This is a genomic window from Xanthomonas sp. NCPPB 901 (assembly GCF_056725085.1).
Window position 1 is genome coordinate 1,688,446 of the sequence record NZ_CM161511.1, and the last position, 17,650, is coordinate 1,706,095.

Here is a 17,650-nt window from a genome sequence, read left to right on the forward strand (position 1 = left end):
TGTCTACGGAATCGCCGCGGTGTCTACGAAACGGTCTTGCTGTTCAAGTGTGACGCAGCGCATGCTGCTGTCGAAGAAAGGATGAGTGCGCGCAGACGGCGCACGCGATCGCGGGGAGCGCGATCCACCTGCATGACGTACACCACGATGTTCGACGCCACGCTTGCGTGGCGGCGCGGTGCTGCCTGTCCGGCGCGCCGCGGCGGACGCCGGTACTCAGGGTTTTTCCACGGAACGAGGGGCGGTGCGATGAAACGTGCGATGGGACTCGTGGCATTGGTCTGTGTGGTGGTCGCGGCGTGCTCCGCGGTGAATCCGGGCCCGGGTCCCAATCCCGGCAGCGGGGGCGGTACGCCCACGCCCACGCCGGGGCCCGCACCGGGGCCGGCGCCCAGCGCGGAGGCCTGCGCACCGCCAGCGCCGCCGGCGCCCTCGTGGTTCCCACATGCGCAGACGCCGGCGCCGGATTCGGCCGGCTTCCAGTCCAGCAGCAATTGCGCCTTCCATCAGTGGTCGTGGAACGCCTTCCTGTGGCTGACCCAGGACGTGGGCGGGCAGCCGCGTTTCCTGACCATGAGCAGCGACGGCATCGGCGGCGTTGCCGACGGCGTGCTCGATCCGTTGATCGGTCGCTCACAGCAGGCGCGCACGGTGGAACTGATTGACCAGGCAGGCCCGGATGGCGTGCTGGTGGATCGCCATGGACGTGCGGTCTATTACTCGATCCACTCCAATAAAGATTTTGGCGATTTCATCGCCGACAATAACCTGAAGAATCCGAACGCCCTGCGCGCATTCGATCCGCATAAGTCCTTTAAGGTCGGCAGCATGACCCTGAAGGCGGCATGGAAGGTGGTGCAGCCGGGCGAGGACGTGTCCACGTTCTATACCCGCCAGGCGCAGATCGCCAAGCTGGGCATGCGCAAGGGCAAGATCGTCGCTACCGGCGACACCGAAACCCAGATGGTGGCGCTGGTCGGCTTCCACATCGGCGGCACGGTCAACGGCCATCCGGAAATGATCTGGGCCACGTTCGAGCACCGCGACAATGCGCCGGACGTGGATACGCCGCTCGATCCGGGCCAGCCCGTCTCCGACAAGGACTGGACGTTCTACAAGGCCGGTACCCCGATCGAACAATGCAATGTCAACGCCGCGGGTGCCGGTGCGCTGACATTGAACGCGCAGACCCAGACCTTGAGCCCGGTGACCCAGGTCTGCCGCATGGTGCCCTACGGCGGCCAGAAGCCGTGCCCGCTGGGATCGACGGACTGCAACATTCCCAATATCAAGTCGATCAACGCCTCGGTGCAGGCGCAGTTGCACGACGTGTGGAAAAACTACTTCGAGGTCGGCGCGATCTGGTTCGTCGCCGAAGACGCGTTGGCGCCCGATTGCACATTCCAACCAGGGTCGGCGCTGGAGTGCATTCCCTCGCCGACGCCGAAGGGCGCGCCGCCGCTGCTCACCGGCTCGATCAAGCTGTCCAATTCCACCATCGAGACCTTCACCCAGGTGCAGAGCACGCAGAACAACTGCTTCGCCTGCCACAACACCACCCAGGTGATCTCGTCCGATCCGCGCGCGCAGTCGTTGCCGGGGCTGAACGTCAACATCAGCCACGTGGTGATCAACGACTACTTCCAGGCGCAGGTGCCGCAGAAGGCACCGCCGGCGGCGCGGCCGGCCACGCCGCGCTGAGGCGCGTCCCTCTCACCCGGATCAGGAGCAAGTCACCATGACCAGCAACGTGTTTCGCGTGCATCCGGCGATCGGCATCGGCCGCGTCGGCGACAGCCAGGAGTTCTATTTGGCACCGGTCACCGCGGCCGGTACCCGCGACGCCGACGGCCTGTTCGGCGGACTGCCGGTGCAACCGGGAACCGAGTCCACGCCGATTGCCGAGCACGACTTCCGCGATGCCGCCGGCAACGTCAAGCGCCAGGCCGCACGCTTCCACATCTACGCCTACCCCGGCGGCAGTTCTGGCACGTATCCCAACGGCGGCGGCGTGCGCGTGGACGTTGGCAGCACGATCGACGGCAAGACCGTCAAGGACATCGTGTGGACCGTGCACTTGGCCAACAAGAAGCTCAACAACTATTCGACGGTCACTCTGGACGAACACAACAATCCACAGTTCATTGGCATCGAGGCGTATGGGCCGCATCCAACGTATCTGCCACGGCTGCGCAATCCGGATTACGCCGGTTCGTCCGACCCAAGCAATCCGGTTCGCCTGCTGCAGCTCGTCATCGATCCGGGACCGCGCGCGATCAGCGCCGCCTCAGGCAATGCAGCGGTCGTCGCCTTCGACATGACCACCACCGCCAGCTACGCCGATGCCAGCGGCGCGATCCACTCGCAGCCGTCCTATCCGGTCAGCTTCCCGTCGATGTTCCACACGCTGCACGAGCCGCTCGGCAAGCTCGATTCGTTGGGCGACCTGCGGGTGCAGGCGGATGGTGCGTTGATCGTGGCCGGCGGCTTCGCCCGGACTTCGGCGGTGAGAGGGGCCGACGGCACCTATCCGGCATTGAACGATGCGACCGAGAACGGCCTGTGGTACGACGATGCCGCCGATGGCCCGGTCAATGCCGTGCTGATCTTCACCGACGGCAGCACCGCCAGCGTGCAGGGCGCGTGGTACGTCACCGGCGATCCGGGCTATGCGCCGCAGACGCGCAACGTGGTCTCCACCTGGGACGATGTCTACGACGTGTGGGTGCGCCAACTGGGGTTGGTGCCGTCGCTGTACGCCAACAACGCCTTCGTCGGCGCTTACCAGCCGTCCTTCAGCGACGACATCCAGCCGATCTTCCATGCAGCGATGCTGCAGCGCTGGAACACCAACCTGCCGTCGGGCGCGGTCAAGGGCCACGACATGATCGGACAGATCCAGCCCACCGACGATCCGGGTGCGAAGATTCCCAACCTGAAGACGCTGATCCGCGACCCGGCCTCGGCCGCCGACACAGAGACCGGCTCGCCGATGATGCCGCTGTCGCTCGGCGACGCGCAGAAGAGCTTCCTCAGCGTCAGTGCCACCCAGTACTTCCTGCTCAGCCAGTGGCATGAAAAAAAATGCAAGCAGGGTGACGCTCCGAAGCTGGGTTCCGGGGAAATGCTGGACAGGGTCACGTTGCAGAATTGCCTCGGCGGCCGCTACAGCCCGGGCATCGAGGTGTCGTTCCCGATTCGCGACATCAATCTCTACGTGCAGGACTGGAAGACCCAGGACTGCGGTCCGTTCCGCATCAACCAGGCTTCGCTGGACTACAGCAAGGCGAGCAAGGACCGCGCGTTCCTGAGTTTTGGCTATGTGCCGCTGCAAACGCATCCGGTGGAGCCGGGCGACCTGTCCAAGTTCATGTCGGTACCCTGGCATACCGACTACAACTCCTGCGCGACCCATCTGCCCGATCCCAACCCGGGCCAGCAAACGGTCAACCCGAACAACACCTTGTTCTGGTCGTGGCCGGCCGAGCGGCCGTTCGCGGTGTACCCGGCGGCGCTGTGTCAGGTCGATCCGGACGACGACACCTGGTACCTGGGGCCGCAGGTGTACTCGGTGCGCGGCGCCGGCACAGACAGCCCGTATCCGACCAGGGCCGGACGCTTCCAGGCGTACGCGGACTTCGTCGCCAATTGGTCCAAGGTCGGCTTCGTCATCAGTGGCGCGCAGATCGCGCAGGTGCCCGGCAAGCCGCCGTATCCGCCCGAGTTGTTCCTCGAAGTGGCGAGCCAATTCGATCCGGGCAAGGAATTCGTGGCGCCCTGGCCGATGGCCAATGTTCCCGTCGATCCGAAGGTATGACGCGCGCGCGTCGAGAGCACATGGCGTGTCTGCACGCCACACGCCGATGAGCGCAAACCACCGCTGCACCGTCGCCATCGTCGGCGGTGGCGTGGCCGGCTGCGCCACCGCGCTGGCGCTGGCCGCGCGCGGCATCGAGGACGTGGTGGTAATCGACATGGGCCGCGCCGCCGGCTGGCGGCTGGGCGAGGCGCTGGCGCCGACCGCCAGTGCGGCGCTGCAGCGGCTGGGCGTGTGGGAGGCGTTCCTGGCGCAGCGGCCGCTGGCCTCGGCCGGCAGTTGCGCCAGTTGGGGCCGGCCGGAACTGGGCTACAACGATTTCATCGTGGCCGGGCAGGGCAAGGGCTGGCATGTGGACCGCGCCGCCTTCGACGCGATGCTGGCCGCCGCGGTGCCGGCGCAGGGCGGCACGCTGCTGCGCGGCCTGCGCCTGGGCGCGGTCGGCCGTGCCGCCGATGGCGACCATGTGCTGGACCTGCACGGCGGGGAAGGCGACGTGCGCCGGCTGCGCGCCGGGTTCCTGGTGGATGCCAGCGGCATCGCTGCCGCGGCGGTGCGGCGGTTGGGCGTGGCCCGCAACGAAGTGGACTGCCTGGCCTTCGTCGCCGGCGTGTTCGCGCTGGAGCAGGCCGAAACGATTCCGTCGCAGGCGCTGCTGGAAGCCTGCGCGGACGGCTGGTGGTACGCGGCCAAGTTGCCGGACGCGCGGATGATGGTGGCGCTGGCGCTGGAGCCGCGGCGGCAGCGCCAGTTCCTGGAGGCGTCGGTCTGGCTGGCGGCGGTGCATGAGACCCGGCATGTCGCGCGCTGGCTGGAGCAGGGCGGTGCGACGCTGGCCCGGGCCAATGGTCTGGTCGCGGCGCTGGGGCCGTCAGCGATCCTCAGTCGCGTGGTGGGCGAGGACTGGCTGGCGGTGGGCGATGCGGCCAGTGCCTACGATCCGCTGACCGCCCATGGCATCGTCAAGGCGCTGCAGGACGGCGAGGCCGCCGCGCAGGCACTGGCCGCGCACCTGCAGGGCGCCGGCACGGCGCCGCTGGTGGCGTACCAGGATGGCGTGTTCGCGCGCTTTCGCACCTATCTGCGCGAGCGCGAGGCGCTGTACGCGCGCGAGCGGCGCTGGGCGCAGGCGCCGTTCTGGCAGGCCCGGCTGGCCGCCTGACGCGTGCGCCGCGCGGCGCGGCGCTCAAGCATCTTCGTTGCCACGGGCGGGACACGGCGTCGGCACGCCCAGCCGTTGCGCCAGGCGCCGCGCGTCGAACGGCGCATGTACCTTCATGTCGTTGTCGAAGTAGCAGTACACGTCGCGTCGCACGCGGGCCGGTGCGCGCGGGCCGACGCGTTGCGCATCGGCCGGCTCGCTGCCGCGGTGCCAGGCGGCGATGCGCTGTGCCCAGGTGTCGAGCGCCTTGTCGTCGTAGCCGCTGGCGTAGAGCTGGGCATCGCCGTGCAGGCGCAAGTACAGGAAGTCGGCGGTCACGTCTTCCAGGTATGGCCACTTGCCGGCGGTGTCGGCCTGCACCAGCGCCACCCGGTGCTTGCGCAGCAAGGCCACCGCCTCCGGCGTGGCGAAGCTGGGGTGGCGCACTTCCAGCGCATGGCGCAGGCGCCGGTTGCGGTCGATCCGCAGCAGGCTGCGGTCGCGCATGCGCGCGCTGTCGCGCTTGCGCGCCAGCGCCAGGGCGGCCTCGCTGGTCCGCGGCAGCAGCGCCAGGAAGGCATCCAGCAGGTCGTGGTCGAAGGCCAGCGACGGCGGCAGTTGCCACAGCAGCGGCCCCAGCTTCGGCCCCAGCGCGAGCAGGCCGGAGGCGAAGAAATTGGCCAGCGGCTGCTCGCAGTCGCGCAACCGTTTCAGGTGGGTGACGAAGCGCGGGCCCTTGACCGCGAACACGAAGTCGCGCGGCGTGGCGTCGTGCCAGGCGGCGTAGCTTTTCGGGGTCTGCAGCGAGTAGAACGAGCCGTTGAGTTCCACCGAGCGGAAGCACCGCGCGGCGTATTCCAGCTTCCGCCACTGGGTCAGCCCTGGCGGGTAGAAGACGCCACGCCAGCGCGGATAGCGCCAGCCGGAAATGCCGATGCGCAAGGCCATGCGGAGACCATGCCGTCGACCTCGTGCAGTGCCCGTGCAGGCGGCGCCAAGGCCGTGTCGTGCCGGTCCTCGCCCGCCAGCAGGCTCAGCCGGCGCGCATCCACGGCGGATCCAGCTGCGCGATGCGCGCGAACGCCGGGCAGTCTTCGCGGTGCGCGCCGGGCAAGTAGCCCAGGCTCATCAGGAACTCGCCGGTGATCTCGCCACCGGTGAAGCGAAAGGTGCGCTTGAACAGCTTGATCCACTCAGCCTTGCTGCGCGGATGCTGCGCGTCCAGCCATGCGGCGAAACTGCCGTGGCTGGCCCGCAGGCCCTGGATCACCTGCGCGTTGTGGATCGCCGCCTGCACCTTGAGCCGGTTGCGGATGATCCCGGCATCGCCGAGCAGGCGCATCACGTCGGCCTCGCCGAAGGCCGCCACCGTGTCCACGTCGAACCCGGCGTAGGCGGCGCGGAACCCGGCGCGTTTCTTCAGCATCAGCTCCCAGCTCAGCCCGGCCTGGTTGATCTCCAGCACCAGCCGCTCGAACAGGTCGGCGTCGGCGCGTTGCGGTACGCCGTACTCGTGGTCGTGGTAATGGCCGTGCACCGGGTGGCCGATGGCGAGATCGCAGTAGCTGCTCATGTGGCGGGTATCCGTCAGTCGGTCTGGTCGTTGGGGTCGGCGGCGTCCAGCTCGGTCCGCCGGGCCCCCGGCAGCTGCAGGTCGGGCCAGCGCCGCGGCAGTACCTGCAGCTTGCCGTCGCGCAGCGCCTGGTAGAGCGCCTCGGCGTTGTCGCCGCGGCGCGGGAAGAAATGGGTTCGCGCCACGTCGCGCCAGCCGCTGCCCGGGTCGGTATGGACCCGGCATTCGACGCCGTAGCCGGCGCTGGCATTGCACAGCAGCACCTCGTCGTGGCCATCGCCGTCCAGGTCGCGGCGCAGCGCCACGCACTGCGCGCCCTCGCGTCGGCAGTTGCCGTCCTCGATGTGCCCGGCCAGCAGCGCCTGCCACCACGCGGCGTCCGGCTCGGTACTGCCGGCGGCCAGCGCGATGCGCTGGCGCACCTGCAGCGGATCGGTACTGCGTGGCGCAGCGTCGTTGTCGCCGCCCCAGCGCTGCTGGCGCTGCAGGATGCGGTGCAGGCGCTCGCGCTGCACCGGGTCGTCGGCGAATGCGGGCACCTCGCGCAGCGCCTGCACCGCGCGGTAGCCGCGGCGGCCGCTGTCGAAGCGCAGATAGGCCAGGTCCAGTTGCGCCGCGCTGGTGCGGCCGTCGGCCAGGCGCTGCAACTGGTCGCCGACGACGAGGCGGTAGGGGTCCAGCAGCGGCGAGCTGGCCGCCAGCGCCAGGCCGATCACCGCCCACGACAGCACCCGGTTCACCGGCGCCAGCGGCTGCAGCCAGCGTGCGCCCGGGCGCAGCGCCGCCCAGGCATAGCCGCCTGCGTAGCCGCAGGCGACCACCGCGACCAGCACCCCGGCGAAGCGCTCGGCGCTCCAGCCGTACTGGTCGACGCGCAGCCACAGCGCGTACAGCGCCAGCCCCGCGTACAGCGGCAGGCTCAGCAGCCCGGCGTCGATCACCCGTTGCAGCCAGGCCGGGTAGGGCGCGGCCGCGGTGCCGTCCTGGTACACCGCATTGACGAAGACCACCAGCGTGGCCACCAGTGCGATCAGGAGGCTGGCCGCGGCGCGGGTCTCCCACAGCGGCTGCAGGCCGGTGAACGGCAGGCTCAGCGCGAACAGCACCGCCACGAACGCCAGCAGCGGCAGCAGCCCGGTGCAGATCGCGAACAGGATCTGCCGCATCACCTGCACCGCGCGCTGCTGGGTGCGGCCGATCAGCAGGCCCAGGCCGAACATGGTGCCGGTGGCCAGATAGACGAAGGCGGTCTGCCGGAACAGGTCGCGGAACAGGGTCAGCTTGACCAGCGCGAACAGGGCGCCCCACAGCCACAGCACCAGCCAGCAGATTCCTACGAACAGCAGCGCCAGCGCCAGGGTCAGCGCGTTCTGCCAGGCGTGTTCGAACAGGTCGCGGTACGGCGCCTGCCAGCGCCCGTGCTGCAGCCGACACTGCAGCCACGGCAGCAGCACGAACATCGCCAGCGCCAGGGTCGCGCCGAACGGGCCCAGCACCTCGCCGGCGCGCAGGCCGGGCGCGCCGGTGGCGTTCCAGGCCGCCCAGGCGGACAGGGCCGCCACCAGCATCGCCACCGCGATGGTGTGCTGCCACAGGCGCAGCGCGCCGAGGTGCCGCACCGACAGCAGGGTCATGGTCGGCACGGTCAGCACCAGGGTGTACCAGCACACCCGTCCGCCCAGCGCACCGAATGGCCACAGGCCGCTCTCGGCGCCGCGCTGTGCCAGGTACAGCAGCGCGCCCTGCAGCAAGGCCACCAGGACGATGAAGGCGCGGGTCTGGCGCGGCAGGTCGAGGGGCGTGTCCATGCGTGCGTGCTCCTTGGGCGACCGGTCGGGGCCGCGACCCGGCGGATTATGGCAGTCTGCCGCCGCCCACACGCAGCGCGCACGCGGGAGGGACGATAGAATGGCGCCATGTCCGCTTTGCCCACGCCTCTGGCCAACCAACTGCTGATCGCGCTGCCGGCGCTGTCCGATCCCAACTTCGCCCGCAGCGTGGCGCTGATCTGCCAGCACGACGAGAACGGCGCGATGGGCGTGGTGGTCAACCGCGCCTCCGAATACACCCTGGGCGAAGTGCTGGAGCAGATGGGCATCGAGACCATCGATGCCGCGCTGCGCGAGCAGGTGGTGCTCAGCGGCGGGCCGGTGCATCCGGAGCGCGGCTTCGTCATCCACGACGGCGCGCATGGCTGGGATTCCAGCCTGGCGTTCGGCGACGGCCTGTTCCTGACCACCTCGCGCGACGTGCTCGAGGCGATGGCGCGTGGCGAGGGGCCGCGCAACGCGGTGGTCGCGCTGGGCTGCGCCGGCTGGGGCGCCGGGCAACTGGAATACGAATTGGGCGAGAACAGCTGGCTGACCGCGCCGGCCGACGCCGAACTGCTGTTCGAGCTGCCGCTGGAGCGGCGCTGGCAGACGGCGGCCGGGCGCATCGGCGTGGACCTGTTCCGCCTCACCGACTACAGCGGGCATGCCTGAGTCCGGCCTGCCTGAGCCTGGCGCGCCCGCGCCCGCGACGATCCGCCGCGACGGCACCGTGCTCGGTTTCGACGTCGGCCACCGCCGCATCGGCGTGGCCGTCGGCAGTTGTTTCGGCAACGGCGCGCGCGCGCTGGCGGTGATCGACGTGCACGCGCAGGGGCCGGACTGGCCGGCGCTGGATCGCCTGCATGCCGAATGGCGGCCGCACGGCCTGGTGGTCGGCGATCCGCTGACCCTCGACGGCGCCGACCAGCCCAACCGCAAGCGCGCGCATGCCTTCGCCCGCGCACTCGGCGCGCGCTACCGCCTGCCGGTGGTGCTGGTCGACGAACGTTCCAGTTCGGTCGAAGCCGCGCAACGCTTCGCGGTGGACCGTGCCGCCGGCCGCAAGCGCCGCCGCGACGCCGCCGCGCTGGACGCGGTGGCCGCCGCGGTGATCGTGGAGCGCTGGCTGGCCGCGCCCGACGACGCCACTCCCCTTTCCTGATCCCCTGCCCGGACCCGCCATGACTGATCCGCAACTCGATTCGAACGGGCGCCTGCGCCACCTGCTGACCCTGGAAGGGCTGCCGCGCGCGACCCTGCTGCAACTGCTGGACCGCGCCGGGCAGATCCGCGACGCGGCGGTGGGCCGGGTCGGCAAGCGCGGCGTGCTGGCCGGCACCGCGGTGTGCACGCTGTTCTTCGAACCGTCCACGCGCACCCGCAGCTCGTTCCACCTGGCCGCGCAGCGGCTCGGCGCCGACGTGCTGAACTTCGACGCCTCCACCTCGTCCACGCGCAAGGGCGAGACCGCCCGCGACACGCTGAAGAACCTGGAAGCGATGGGCGTGCGCGGCTTCGTCGTGCGCCACCCCGAGGACGGCGCGGTGGAGCGCCTGGCCGAGGCGGCCGGCGAGGGCACCGCGCTGATCAACGCCGGCGACGGCCGCAGCGCGCATCCCACCCAGGGCCTGCTCGACATGCTGACCCTGCGCCACGCCAAGGGCGGCGACTTCTCCAAGCTCAAGCTGGTCATCGTCGGCGACGTCAAGCATTCGCGGGTGGCGCGCTCGGACCTGCACGCGCTGCGCACCCTCGGCGCCGGCGAAGTGCGGGTCTGCGGCCCGCGCGCGCTGCTGCCCGACGACGGCACCCTGGACGGCTGCGTGGTCGGCGAGGACTTCGACGCCATGCTCGACGGCGTGGACGCGGTGATGATGCTGCGCCTGCAGCGCGAGCGCATGGAGGAAGGCCTGGTGTCCTCGCTGGAGGACTACCACGGCCAGTACGGCCTCACCGCCGAGCGCCTGCGCCGCGCGTCCAAGGACGCGGTGGTGCTGCACCCGGGGCCGATCAACCGCGGCGTGGAGATCACCGACGAGGTCGCCGACGGCGCGCAGTCGTGCATCCTGCGCCAGGTCGCCAACGGCGTGGCGGTGCGCATGGCGGTGCTGGAGACGCTGCTGGGCTGAGGCCCGCGCTCGGCACTTCCGCAGGAGCGGCTTCAGCCGCGACCGGCCATTCCCGGTCGCGCCTGTCGTGGTAGCCGCCGCTGCTACAGGACACGTCCCGTCGTGATGCGCGATGCCCTGAGCCGCGCCTAAGACGGCATCGCACCCGAAGATGGCGATCGGCACATCCGCGCCATCCCGATTCGGCCTACCATCGGCGGCGATCCTCCCCACGGACGCCACCATGATCCCTGTTCTGCGCCGCGCTGCATGCGCCGCGGTCTGCCTTCCGCTTGTCGCCGCCGCCCAGGCCGGCACCGCCACACCCGCCGCCGCCAGCGCCACCGCGGACCGCCCGGGCGCCTACGATCCGCAGGCGCTGTTCGCGCCGCTGCAGTTGCCGCACCCGGCCAACGCCTACCGCAGCGGCGGCGGCGTGCCGGGCCCGCAGTACTGGCAGAACCGCGTCGACTACGACCTGCACGCCACCCTGGAGCCGGCCACGCACACGCTGCGCGGCCAGGAGACCATCACCTACAGCAACCGCAGCCCGGACGCGCTGGACGTGCTGTGGCTGCAGCTGGACCAGAACCTGTACCGCGCCGATGCCCGCGCCCGCACCCTGCGTGCCGCGCGCGCGGACCGGCCCGCGCCGCAGACCACCGACGGCTACCGCATCGCCAGGGTGGAGCTGGAGCAGGGCGGCAAGCGCGTGCCGGCGACCTTCCTGATCGACGACACGCGCATGCGCGTGAACCTGCCGCAGCCGCTGGACAGCGGCAAGGCGCTCAAGCTGCACATCGACTACGCCTACACCGTCCCCGGCACCTGGGGCGGCCGTACCGCGGTCACCCCCACCGCCGACGGCGACATCTACGAGATCGCGCAGTGGTATCCGCGCATGGCCGTGTACGACGACCTGCGCGGCTGGGACACCCAGCCCTACCTGGGGGCGGAGTTCTACCTGGAGTACGGCGATTTCGACTACGCGGTGACGGTGCCGTGGGACTACCTGGTCGCCGGTTCCGGCGAACTGGTGAACCCGGCGCAGGTGCTCACCGCCACCCAGCGCCAGCGCCTGGCGCAGGCGGCCGCCAGCGACCGCACGGTGACCATCCGCGGCGCCGACGAGATCGGCGCGGCGGCCAGCCGGCCCAGCGCCAGCGGCACCCAGACCTGGCGCTTCCACATGGACCACACCCGCGACGTGGCCTTCGCCGCCTCGCCGGCGTTCGTCTGGGATGCGGCGCGGATCAACCTGCCCGAGGGCAAGCATGCGCTGGCGATGTCGGTGTATCCGCGCAGCGCGGTGGGCACCGACAAGTGGGGCCGCTCCACCGAGTTCGTCAAAGCCTCGATCGAGCACTTCTCGCAGTGGTACCCGTACCCCTGGCCGGCGGCGGTGAACCTGGGCGGCCATGGCGCCGGCATGGAGTATCCGGGCATCGTCTTCGACGACATGGAGGACGGCGGCAAGCAGCTGTTCTGGATCACCGCGCACGAACTGGGCCACGGCTGGTTCCCGATGATCGTCGGCTCCAACGAGCGCCGCCATGCGTTCATGGACGAGGGCTTCAACACCTTCATCGACGTCTACGCCTCCGACGCGATCAACCACGGCGAATTCGCACCCAAGCGCGACGGCGAGTACGCGCCCGGCGGCGGCAACCCGGTGGACGAGATCCTGCCGTTGCTGGCCGACGCGCAGGCGCCGACCCTGCTCGATCGCGCCGACGCCACCAGCGAGACCTACCGGCATCCGCTGACCTACTTCAAGGGCGCGCTGGGCCTGGTGCTGCTGCGCGAACAGATCCTCGGCCCGGCGCGCTTCGATCCGGCGTTCCGCAGGTACATCGCCAGCTGGGCCTACAAGCATCCGACGCCGTCGGATTTCTTCCGGCTGATGGAGAGCGAGTCCGGCGAGGACCTGAGCTGGTGGTGGCGCGGCTGGTACTTCAACAACTGGCAGCTGGACATGGGCGTGCGCGCCGCCGCCTATGTCGACCACGACCCGGCCAAGGGCCTGCTGGTGACCCTGCGCAGCCGCCAGAAGCTGGTGATGCCGGCGACCTTGCGCATCGATTTCGCCGACGGCAGCCACATGGACCAGCGCGTGCCGGTGGAGACCTGGATGCAGCAGACCCAGCCGCAGATCCGGGTGCCGAGCACGCAGAAGGTGCTGCACGTGACCCTGGATCCGGATCATGTGCTGCCCGACGCCGACCGCAGCGACAACCGCCTCGATACGGTGAGCTGATCGCGCCGCGGCCATCCGCGCCGTCGTCGGCGTCGGATGGCCCGCGCAAACGTGCTGCGGCCGCAACATTTGCCGTTGCGCGCCGCCAGTGCGCGCTTGTCCCGATGCGGTGCACCGGCCTCGATCGCGCTGCGTGCGATGCGCGTGCGTTCGCCGTCATTGTCGACGACCTGTGGCCCACGCGGCGCGCGTGTAGACGGCCTGTCCCCGGCTGTCGCTGTCTGTCTCCTGCGGACCGTGCGTGTCCGCTTGTCCTGTCCTGCGTCGCGAACGGGGCGCGGGGTTCCAGTTCGGCGTCGCGGCGATTGCGTGGGCCGCAGCGCGCATTCCAAGAATGCCGCCGGCCCCCACGCCCCGTGCCGGCGCATGCGCGCAGCGCCATGCGTCCCGCACTCATCGCGACAACTGGGAGAGACAATCATGCAGCAGCAATTCCGCAGGGGCGCACTGGCGCTCGCGTTGGCCGCAGGCGCCACCCCGGCCTTCGCTGGCCCCGTCGGTTACGGGGCCAATACCACCGGCGGCGGCAATGCCATCCCGGTCAATGTCGCCACGATGGAGGCGATGCAGGCGGCGATCGACAACTACGCCGGTTCCGGTGGCTTGGTGCTCCACTACACCGGCAGCTTCAACTACGCCGGCATCACCGACGTGTGCGCGCAATGGAAACTGCCGGCCAAGTCCGTGCAGATCAAGAACAAGCGCGACATCACCATCCAGGGCGCCAACGGCTCCTCGGCCAATTTCGGCGTGCGCGTGGTCGGCAACGCGCACAACGTCATCATCCGCAACATGACCATCGGCCTGCTGCCCGGCGGCGAGGATGCCGATTCGATCGCGCTGGAAGGCAATTCCAGCGGCCAGCCGTCCAACATCTGGATCGACCACAACACGATCTTCGCCTCGCTGACCAAGTGCCCGGGCGCCGGCGACGCGTCCTTCGATGGCGGCATCGACATGAAGAAGGGCGTCAACCACGTTACCTTGTCGTACAACTACATCCACGACTACCAGAAGGTCGCGCTCAACGGTTACAGCGACAGCGATACCCAGAACGCCGCCGCACGCACCACCTACCACCACAACCGCTTCGAGAACGTGGAATCGCGCCTGCCGCTGCAGCGGCGCGGGCTGAGCCACATCTACAACAACTACTTCAACAACGTCTTCACCTCCGGCATCAACGTGCGCATGGGCGGGGTGGCGCTGATCGAAGCCAACTACTTCGAGAACATCAAGAACCCGGTCACCTCGCGCGACAGCAGCGAGATCGGCTATTGGGACCTGATCAACGACTACGTCGGCAACGGCATCACCTGGACCGTGCCGGAGAGCACCAGCAAGCCCTACGCCAACGCCACCACCTGGATTTCGTCCAAGACCTATCCCGAGCCGCTGGGCTACCTGTACACGGCGATTCCCGCCGCGCAGGTCAAGGCCAAGGTCATCGCCACCGCCGGCGCCGGCACCCATCTGGCGGAGTGAGGCGTGGCCGCCTCCGCGCCGCGGCGCGGAGGCGGCTGTCATGGAAGTGTCACCAAATGTATGCCGTTTGCGGCATCTTTGGAGATTGTCCGGTGCCGCGTTGCGCAGCGTGCGCGGTGGTGTCCGTCGACCGGGATCTGCCGTTTTCACGTGAATTTGATGCGGTATGGCGGCCCAGAGGTCTTTTTCCCCATTCTTGTGCGTCCCTTTTCCCGATGTTGGTGCATCGTAAAAAATGTGCGCAGTTACGCATCAAGAATCGGACGGCGCCGCCGTTACCTAAAGCGAGTACCCGCACGGGACGTTCCTGATGCGGTCGGTGGAAGTGTGTTGTCCTTCTTCTCCGTCGCATCGCGTCCAGGCCGCAGGCCTGACGTTGTCTTGCGCGATCCCGGTCGTGGCGCGGGCTCCTCTCCTTTTCTCACCTGGTGCCCTCCACATGATCGGATTCCTTCAGCGCTACAACGTCGGGACGCGGCTCGCATCCGCCTTCGGCGTCCTCATCCTGCTCTCCTGTACGCTCGTCGTCGCGGGCCTGCTCACGTTGAAGCAGGCCCGCGAACTGATGGATACCATCGTCAATCGACGCATGCAGATCTTCGCCTACGCCAGCGAAATGCGCAGCGCCAGTTCGCAGATCGCGATCAACCTGCGCAATATCGTGCTGCCGACCTCCCATGAAGAGAACGAGGGTTTCGCCAGGGTCATCGAGCAGCAGCGCCAGTACTACGAGCAGACCCACGACAAGCTGTACGCGATTCCCAACACCAGTCCGGTCGGCGTGCAGATGCGCAAGACGATCGACGCTGCCTACCAGCGCACACGCAGTGCCAACCAGGAGGTGCTGGATCTCGGCATGGCCGACAAGGACGCAGAGGCGCTGAAGGTGCTGATGAGCAAGGCGGCGCCGGCGACCAATCTGTGGCGCGAGGCGATCGACACCTACGCCAACCGGCAGCGCGAGCAAAGCGCCAAGGCGTATGCGAGCGCCCAGGTGGCGATGGGCCGCGGCCGTGCCTTGCTGCTGGCCGGCGGCGCCATCGTGGTTCTGGTCAGCGGTGTGCTGGCCTGGTTGATCACGCGTAGCCTGACCGTGCCGCTGACCCGCGCTACCCGCGTTGCCGAGGACATCGCCAACGGCAAGCTCGACAACGACGTGCGTACCGATGCCCGCGACGAGACCGGCCGTCTAATGGTGGCGATGCAGGGCATGCAGCAACAGGTGCGCAACCTGATCGGCGCGCAACTGGAGATGGCCAAGCGCCACGACGCGGGCGAAGTCAGCCACCGTATCGAAGTGCAGGCCTTCCCCGGCGACTACGGGCGCATGGCCGCCGAGACCAATGCATTGGTGGCCTCGCATCTGGCGGTCAAGAACCGCCTGGCGCAGATCATGGGCCGCTATGCGATCGGCGACCTGTCGCAAGACATGGACCGATTGCCTGGCGAGGAAGCGGTGCTGAGCCAGACCATGGACGAGGTCAAGGCCAACCTGTCGGCGATGAATGGGCAGATCAAGCAGCTGGCGATCGCCGCCGCCGACGGCGACTTCAGCGCGCGCGGCGACGCCGAGCGCTTCCAGTACGACTTCCGGGTGATGGTGGAGAGCCTGAACCAACTGATGGCCACCGCCGACGGCAACCTGCAGGCGCTGTCGACGCTGCTGCAGGCGATCGCCGCAGGCGACCTGACCGCACGCATGCACGGCGACTTCAGCGGCGTGTTCGCGCAGATGCGCGACGACGCCAATGCCACCGCCGAACAACTGGCCGGCATCGTCGGCCGCATCAAGCACTCGGCGGTGTCGATCAACGCCGCGGCCAGCGAGATTGCCTCCGGCAACGACGACCTGTCGCGCCGTACCGAGCAGCAGGCCGCCAGCCTGGAAGAGACCGCCGCCTCGATGGAGGAACTGACCTCCACCGTGCGCCAGAACGCCGAGCATGCGCGCCAGGCCAACCAGCTGGCGGTGGGTGCGGCCGCGGTGGCCTCGCAGGGCGGCGCGGTGGTCGGTCAGGTGGTCGACACCATGAGCGGCATCGAGGCCTCGTCGAAGAAGATCGCCGACATCATCAGCGTCATCGACGGCATCGCCTTCCAGACCAATATCCTGGCCTTGAACGCGGCGGTGGAAGCCGCGCGTGCGGGCGACCAGGGCCGTGGTTTTGCGGTCGTCGCCACCGAAGTGCGGACATTGGCGCAGCGCTCGGCCAATGCCGCCAAGGAGATCAAGACGCTGATCGACGACTCGGTCAGCCGCGTTGCCGAAGGCTCGGCGCTGGTCGACCAGGCCGGCAAGACGATGTCCGAGATCGTCAGCTCGGTGCAACGCGTCACCGACATCATGGGCGAAATCTCCGCGGCCTCGCAGGAACAGACGGCCGGCATCGAGCAGGTCAACCAGACCGTCACCCAGATGGATGAGGGTACGCAGCAGAACGCGGCGTTGGTGGAAGAGGCCAGTGCGGCGGCGCGTTCGATGGAGCAGCAGGCGGTGGAACTGAGCCAGGCGGTGGCGCTGTTCAAGCTGGACGCCGCGGCGGCCGCGCCGGTGGCGCAGGCGCCGCGGCGCCAGGCCAGCGCGACGTCGGCGGGCAAGCGCAGCGTCCGCCCGGCGGTGGCCACGGCCACCGCCGCACCGGTACGGCACGCGGCGCAGCCGGCTGCGGCCGTGGCGCTGGACACGGACTGGCAGGAATTCTGAGTCGTAGCACGGGTGTCATCGGACGGGCGGCGCAAGGCGCGCCGCCCGTTCTGTCGAAGGCCGGCGGTCGTGCTGCCGGGATCGCGTCCAGCAGCCTGGACGCCCGCTGGCGCGGCCGCGATGCCGTGCCTGCCTCGGCGCGACGACCTGGTGCCGACCGATGCCAGGCCGCGTGCCTGTGCGCCGCGCGCTGTCCTCATCCCCGTCTTCGTTCTGCGCGCGTGCACGCCGCGCAGGCGGGCGTGTGCCTGTCTGCTCCACCTTAACGGCCGTCCCCCGTGCGCCCGACGCATCGCACACACGGCATGGCGTATCCGCTGACGTGCTTGGCTGCTGGCGCACGACCCCGCGTTCCCTGTCGATATCAAGGCGTGATTGCGATCGCGCTCCTGGCCTGCGCCGTGCGCATGGACGGGCGGCGCGGTGCGCAATCGCTCATCTTTTTTTCTGGCCTCGCGTTTCTACCGCAAGCAAGCGCCATGCCGTCCATTGCAACACGACGTACACGCAGCCTTCACGCAAAAACACCGATCCGGGCACTGTGTGAGCATGCCCTCCACACGCCGATGATGTGCCTGAGGGCGTTCAATAAATTCTTTGCAATCGCCTCTCAAGACGCGCGCGGAAGCGCCGTTACTTCGCCCGCACGGTAAGCGGGCTGCGTCATCAAGCGTTTGATTCGGAACGCTTTTTCACGGGTTGTTCATCTTGTTTCCATGCCGGCGCCCACGACGGTCAGTGGTCGCGTGCGCGA

At 69.1% G+C, this 17,650-nt stretch carries 12 protein-coding genes; 9 read left to right on the forward strand and 3 right to left on the reverse strand.

All coding sequences use genetic code 11. The features are described from left to right. The first annotated feature begins 270 nt into the window (after positions 1-270). From AC1PME_RS06860 to AC1PME_RS06870, 3 genes are read left to right on the forward strand one after another with little or no spacing between them, the layout of a single operon-like run. The gene (locus tag AC1PME_RS06860; protein ID WP_481097700.1) at positions 271-1,701 is read left to right on the forward strand and encodes a hypothetical protein; all 1,431 of its coding nucleotides are present in this window, start codon (positions 271-273) and stop codon (positions 1,699-1,701) included. 37 nt (positions 1,702-1,738) lie between these two features. Next, a complete protein-coding gene (locus tag AC1PME_RS06865) occupies positions 1,739-3,817 on the forward strand; it encodes a LodA/GoxA family CTQ-dependent oxidase (RefSeq protein WP_481097701.1) in 2,079 nt (692 codons plus the stop codon). A gap of 46 nt (positions 3,818-3,863) precedes the next feature. After that, a complete protein-coding gene (locus AC1PME_RS06870; RefSeq protein ID WP_481097702.1) occupies positions 3,864-4,979 on the forward strand; it encodes an FAD-dependent oxidoreductase in 1,116 nt (371 codons plus the stop codon). 24 nt (positions 4,980-5,003) lie between these two features. On the opposite strand, the gene AC1PME_RS06875 is transcribed toward AC1PME_RS06870, so the two are convergent. The 3 genes from AC1PME_RS06875 to AC1PME_RS06885 form a co-directional block, all read right to left on the reverse strand. Continuing rightward, positions 5,004-5,906 (reverse strand): DUF72 domain-containing protein, encoded by a 903-nt coding sequence (locus tag AC1PME_RS06875; RefSeq protein WP_481097703.1) that lies wholly within the window; start codon positions 5,904-5,906, stop codon positions 5,004-5,006. Between the two features lie 85 nt (positions 5,907-5,991). After that, a complete protein-coding gene (locus AC1PME_RS06880) occupies positions 5,992-6,531 on the reverse strand; it encodes a DNA-3-methyladenine glycosylase I (RefSeq protein WP_481097704.1) in 540 nt (179 codons plus the stop codon). A gap of 14 nt (positions 6,532-6,545) precedes the next feature. After that, entirely contained in the window at positions 6,546-8,339 is a 1,794-nt protein-coding gene (locus AC1PME_RS06885) for a DUF4153 domain-containing protein (RefSeq protein ID WP_481097705.1), read from the reverse strand. A gap of 108 nt (positions 8,340-8,447) precedes the next feature. Here AC1PME_RS06885 and AC1PME_RS06890 point away from each other — a divergent pair, with 108 nt between their 5' ends. From AC1PME_RS06890 to AC1PME_RS06915, 6 genes are all read left to right on the forward strand, one after another. After that, positions 8,448-9,014, forward strand: a complete 567-nt coding sequence (locus tag AC1PME_RS06890; protein WP_242080798.1) for a YqgE/AlgH family protein — start codon at positions 8,448-8,450, stop codon at positions 9,012-9,014. 7 nt (positions 9,015-9,021) lie between these two features. Beyond that, positions 9,022-9,504 carry a Holliday junction resolvase RuvX gene (gene ruvX / locus AC1PME_RS06895; RefSeq protein WP_481098084.1) on the forward strand — a complete coding sequence of 161 codons (483 nt, stop codon included), beginning with the start codon at positions 9,022-9,024 and terminating at the stop codon, positions 9,502-9,504. A 19-nt stretch (positions 9,505-9,523) separates the two neighbouring features. Next, positions 9,524-10,471, forward strand: coding sequence for an aspartate carbamoyltransferase catalytic subunit (locus AC1PME_RS06900; RefSeq protein WP_481097706.1), 948 nt, complete (start codon positions 9,524-9,526; stop codon positions 10,469-10,471). 223 nt (positions 10,472-10,694) lie between these two features. After that, positions 10,695-12,707: a M1 family metallopeptidase gene (locus AC1PME_RS06905; protein ID WP_481097707.1), complete on the forward strand. Its 2,013-nt coding sequence runs from the start codon at positions 10,695-10,697 to the stop codon at positions 12,705-12,707. 420 nt (positions 12,708-13,127) lie between these two features. After that, positions 13,128-14,192, forward strand: coding sequence for a pectate lyase family protein (locus tag AC1PME_RS06910; RefSeq protein ID WP_481097708.1), 1,065 nt, complete (start codon positions 13,128-13,130; stop codon positions 14,190-14,192). 439 nt (positions 14,193-14,631) lie between these two features. Further along, complete coding sequence (locus AC1PME_RS06915; protein ID WP_254460897.1) at positions 14,632-16,896, forward strand: methyl-accepting chemotaxis protein; 2,265 nt, start codon at positions 14,632-14,634, stop codon at positions 16,894-16,896. Positions 16,897-17,650 lie beyond the last annotated feature (754 nt).

Excerpts from the sequence above, each read along its gene's own strand:
- AC1PME_RS06865 (WP_481097701.1), top strand. The coding sequence starts at position 1,739 with ATGACCAGCAACGTGTTTCGCGTGCATCCGGCGATCGGCATCGGCCGC.
- AC1PME_RS06870 (WP_481097702.1), top strand. The coding sequence starts at position 3,864 with ATGAGCGCAAACCACCGCTGCACCGTCGCCATCGTCGGCGGTGGCGTG.
- AC1PME_RS06875 (WP_481097703.1), bottom strand. The coding sequence starts at position 5,906 with ATGGCCTTGCGCATCGGCATTTCCGGCTGGCGCTATCCGCGCTGGCGT.
- AC1PME_RS06880 (WP_481097704.1), bottom strand. The coding sequence starts at position 6,531 with ATGAGCAGCTACTGCGATCTCGCCATCGGCCACCCGGTGCACGGCCAT.
- AC1PME_RS06885 (WP_481097705.1), bottom strand. The coding sequence starts at position 8,339 with ATGGACACGCCCCTCGACCTGCCGCGCCAGACCCGCGCCTTCATCGTC.
- AC1PME_RS06890 (WP_242080798.1), top strand. The coding sequence starts at position 8,448 with ATGTCCGCTTTGCCCACGCCTCTGGCCAACCAACTGCTGATCGCGCTG.
- AC1PME_RS06900 (WP_481097706.1), top strand. The coding sequence starts at position 9,524 with ATGACTGATCCGCAACTCGATTCGAACGGGCGCCTGCGCCACCTGCTG.
- AC1PME_RS06905 (WP_481097707.1), top strand. The coding sequence starts at position 10,695 with ATGATCCCTGTTCTGCGCCGCGCTGCATGCGCCGCGGTCTGCCTTCCG.
- AC1PME_RS06910 (WP_481097708.1), top strand. The coding sequence starts at position 13,128 with ATGCAGCAGCAATTCCGCAGGGGCGCACTGGCGCTCGCGTTGGCCGCA.
- AC1PME_RS06915 (WP_254460897.1), top strand. The coding sequence starts at position 14,632 with ATGATCGGATTCCTTCAGCGCTACAACGTCGGGACGCGGCTCGCATCC.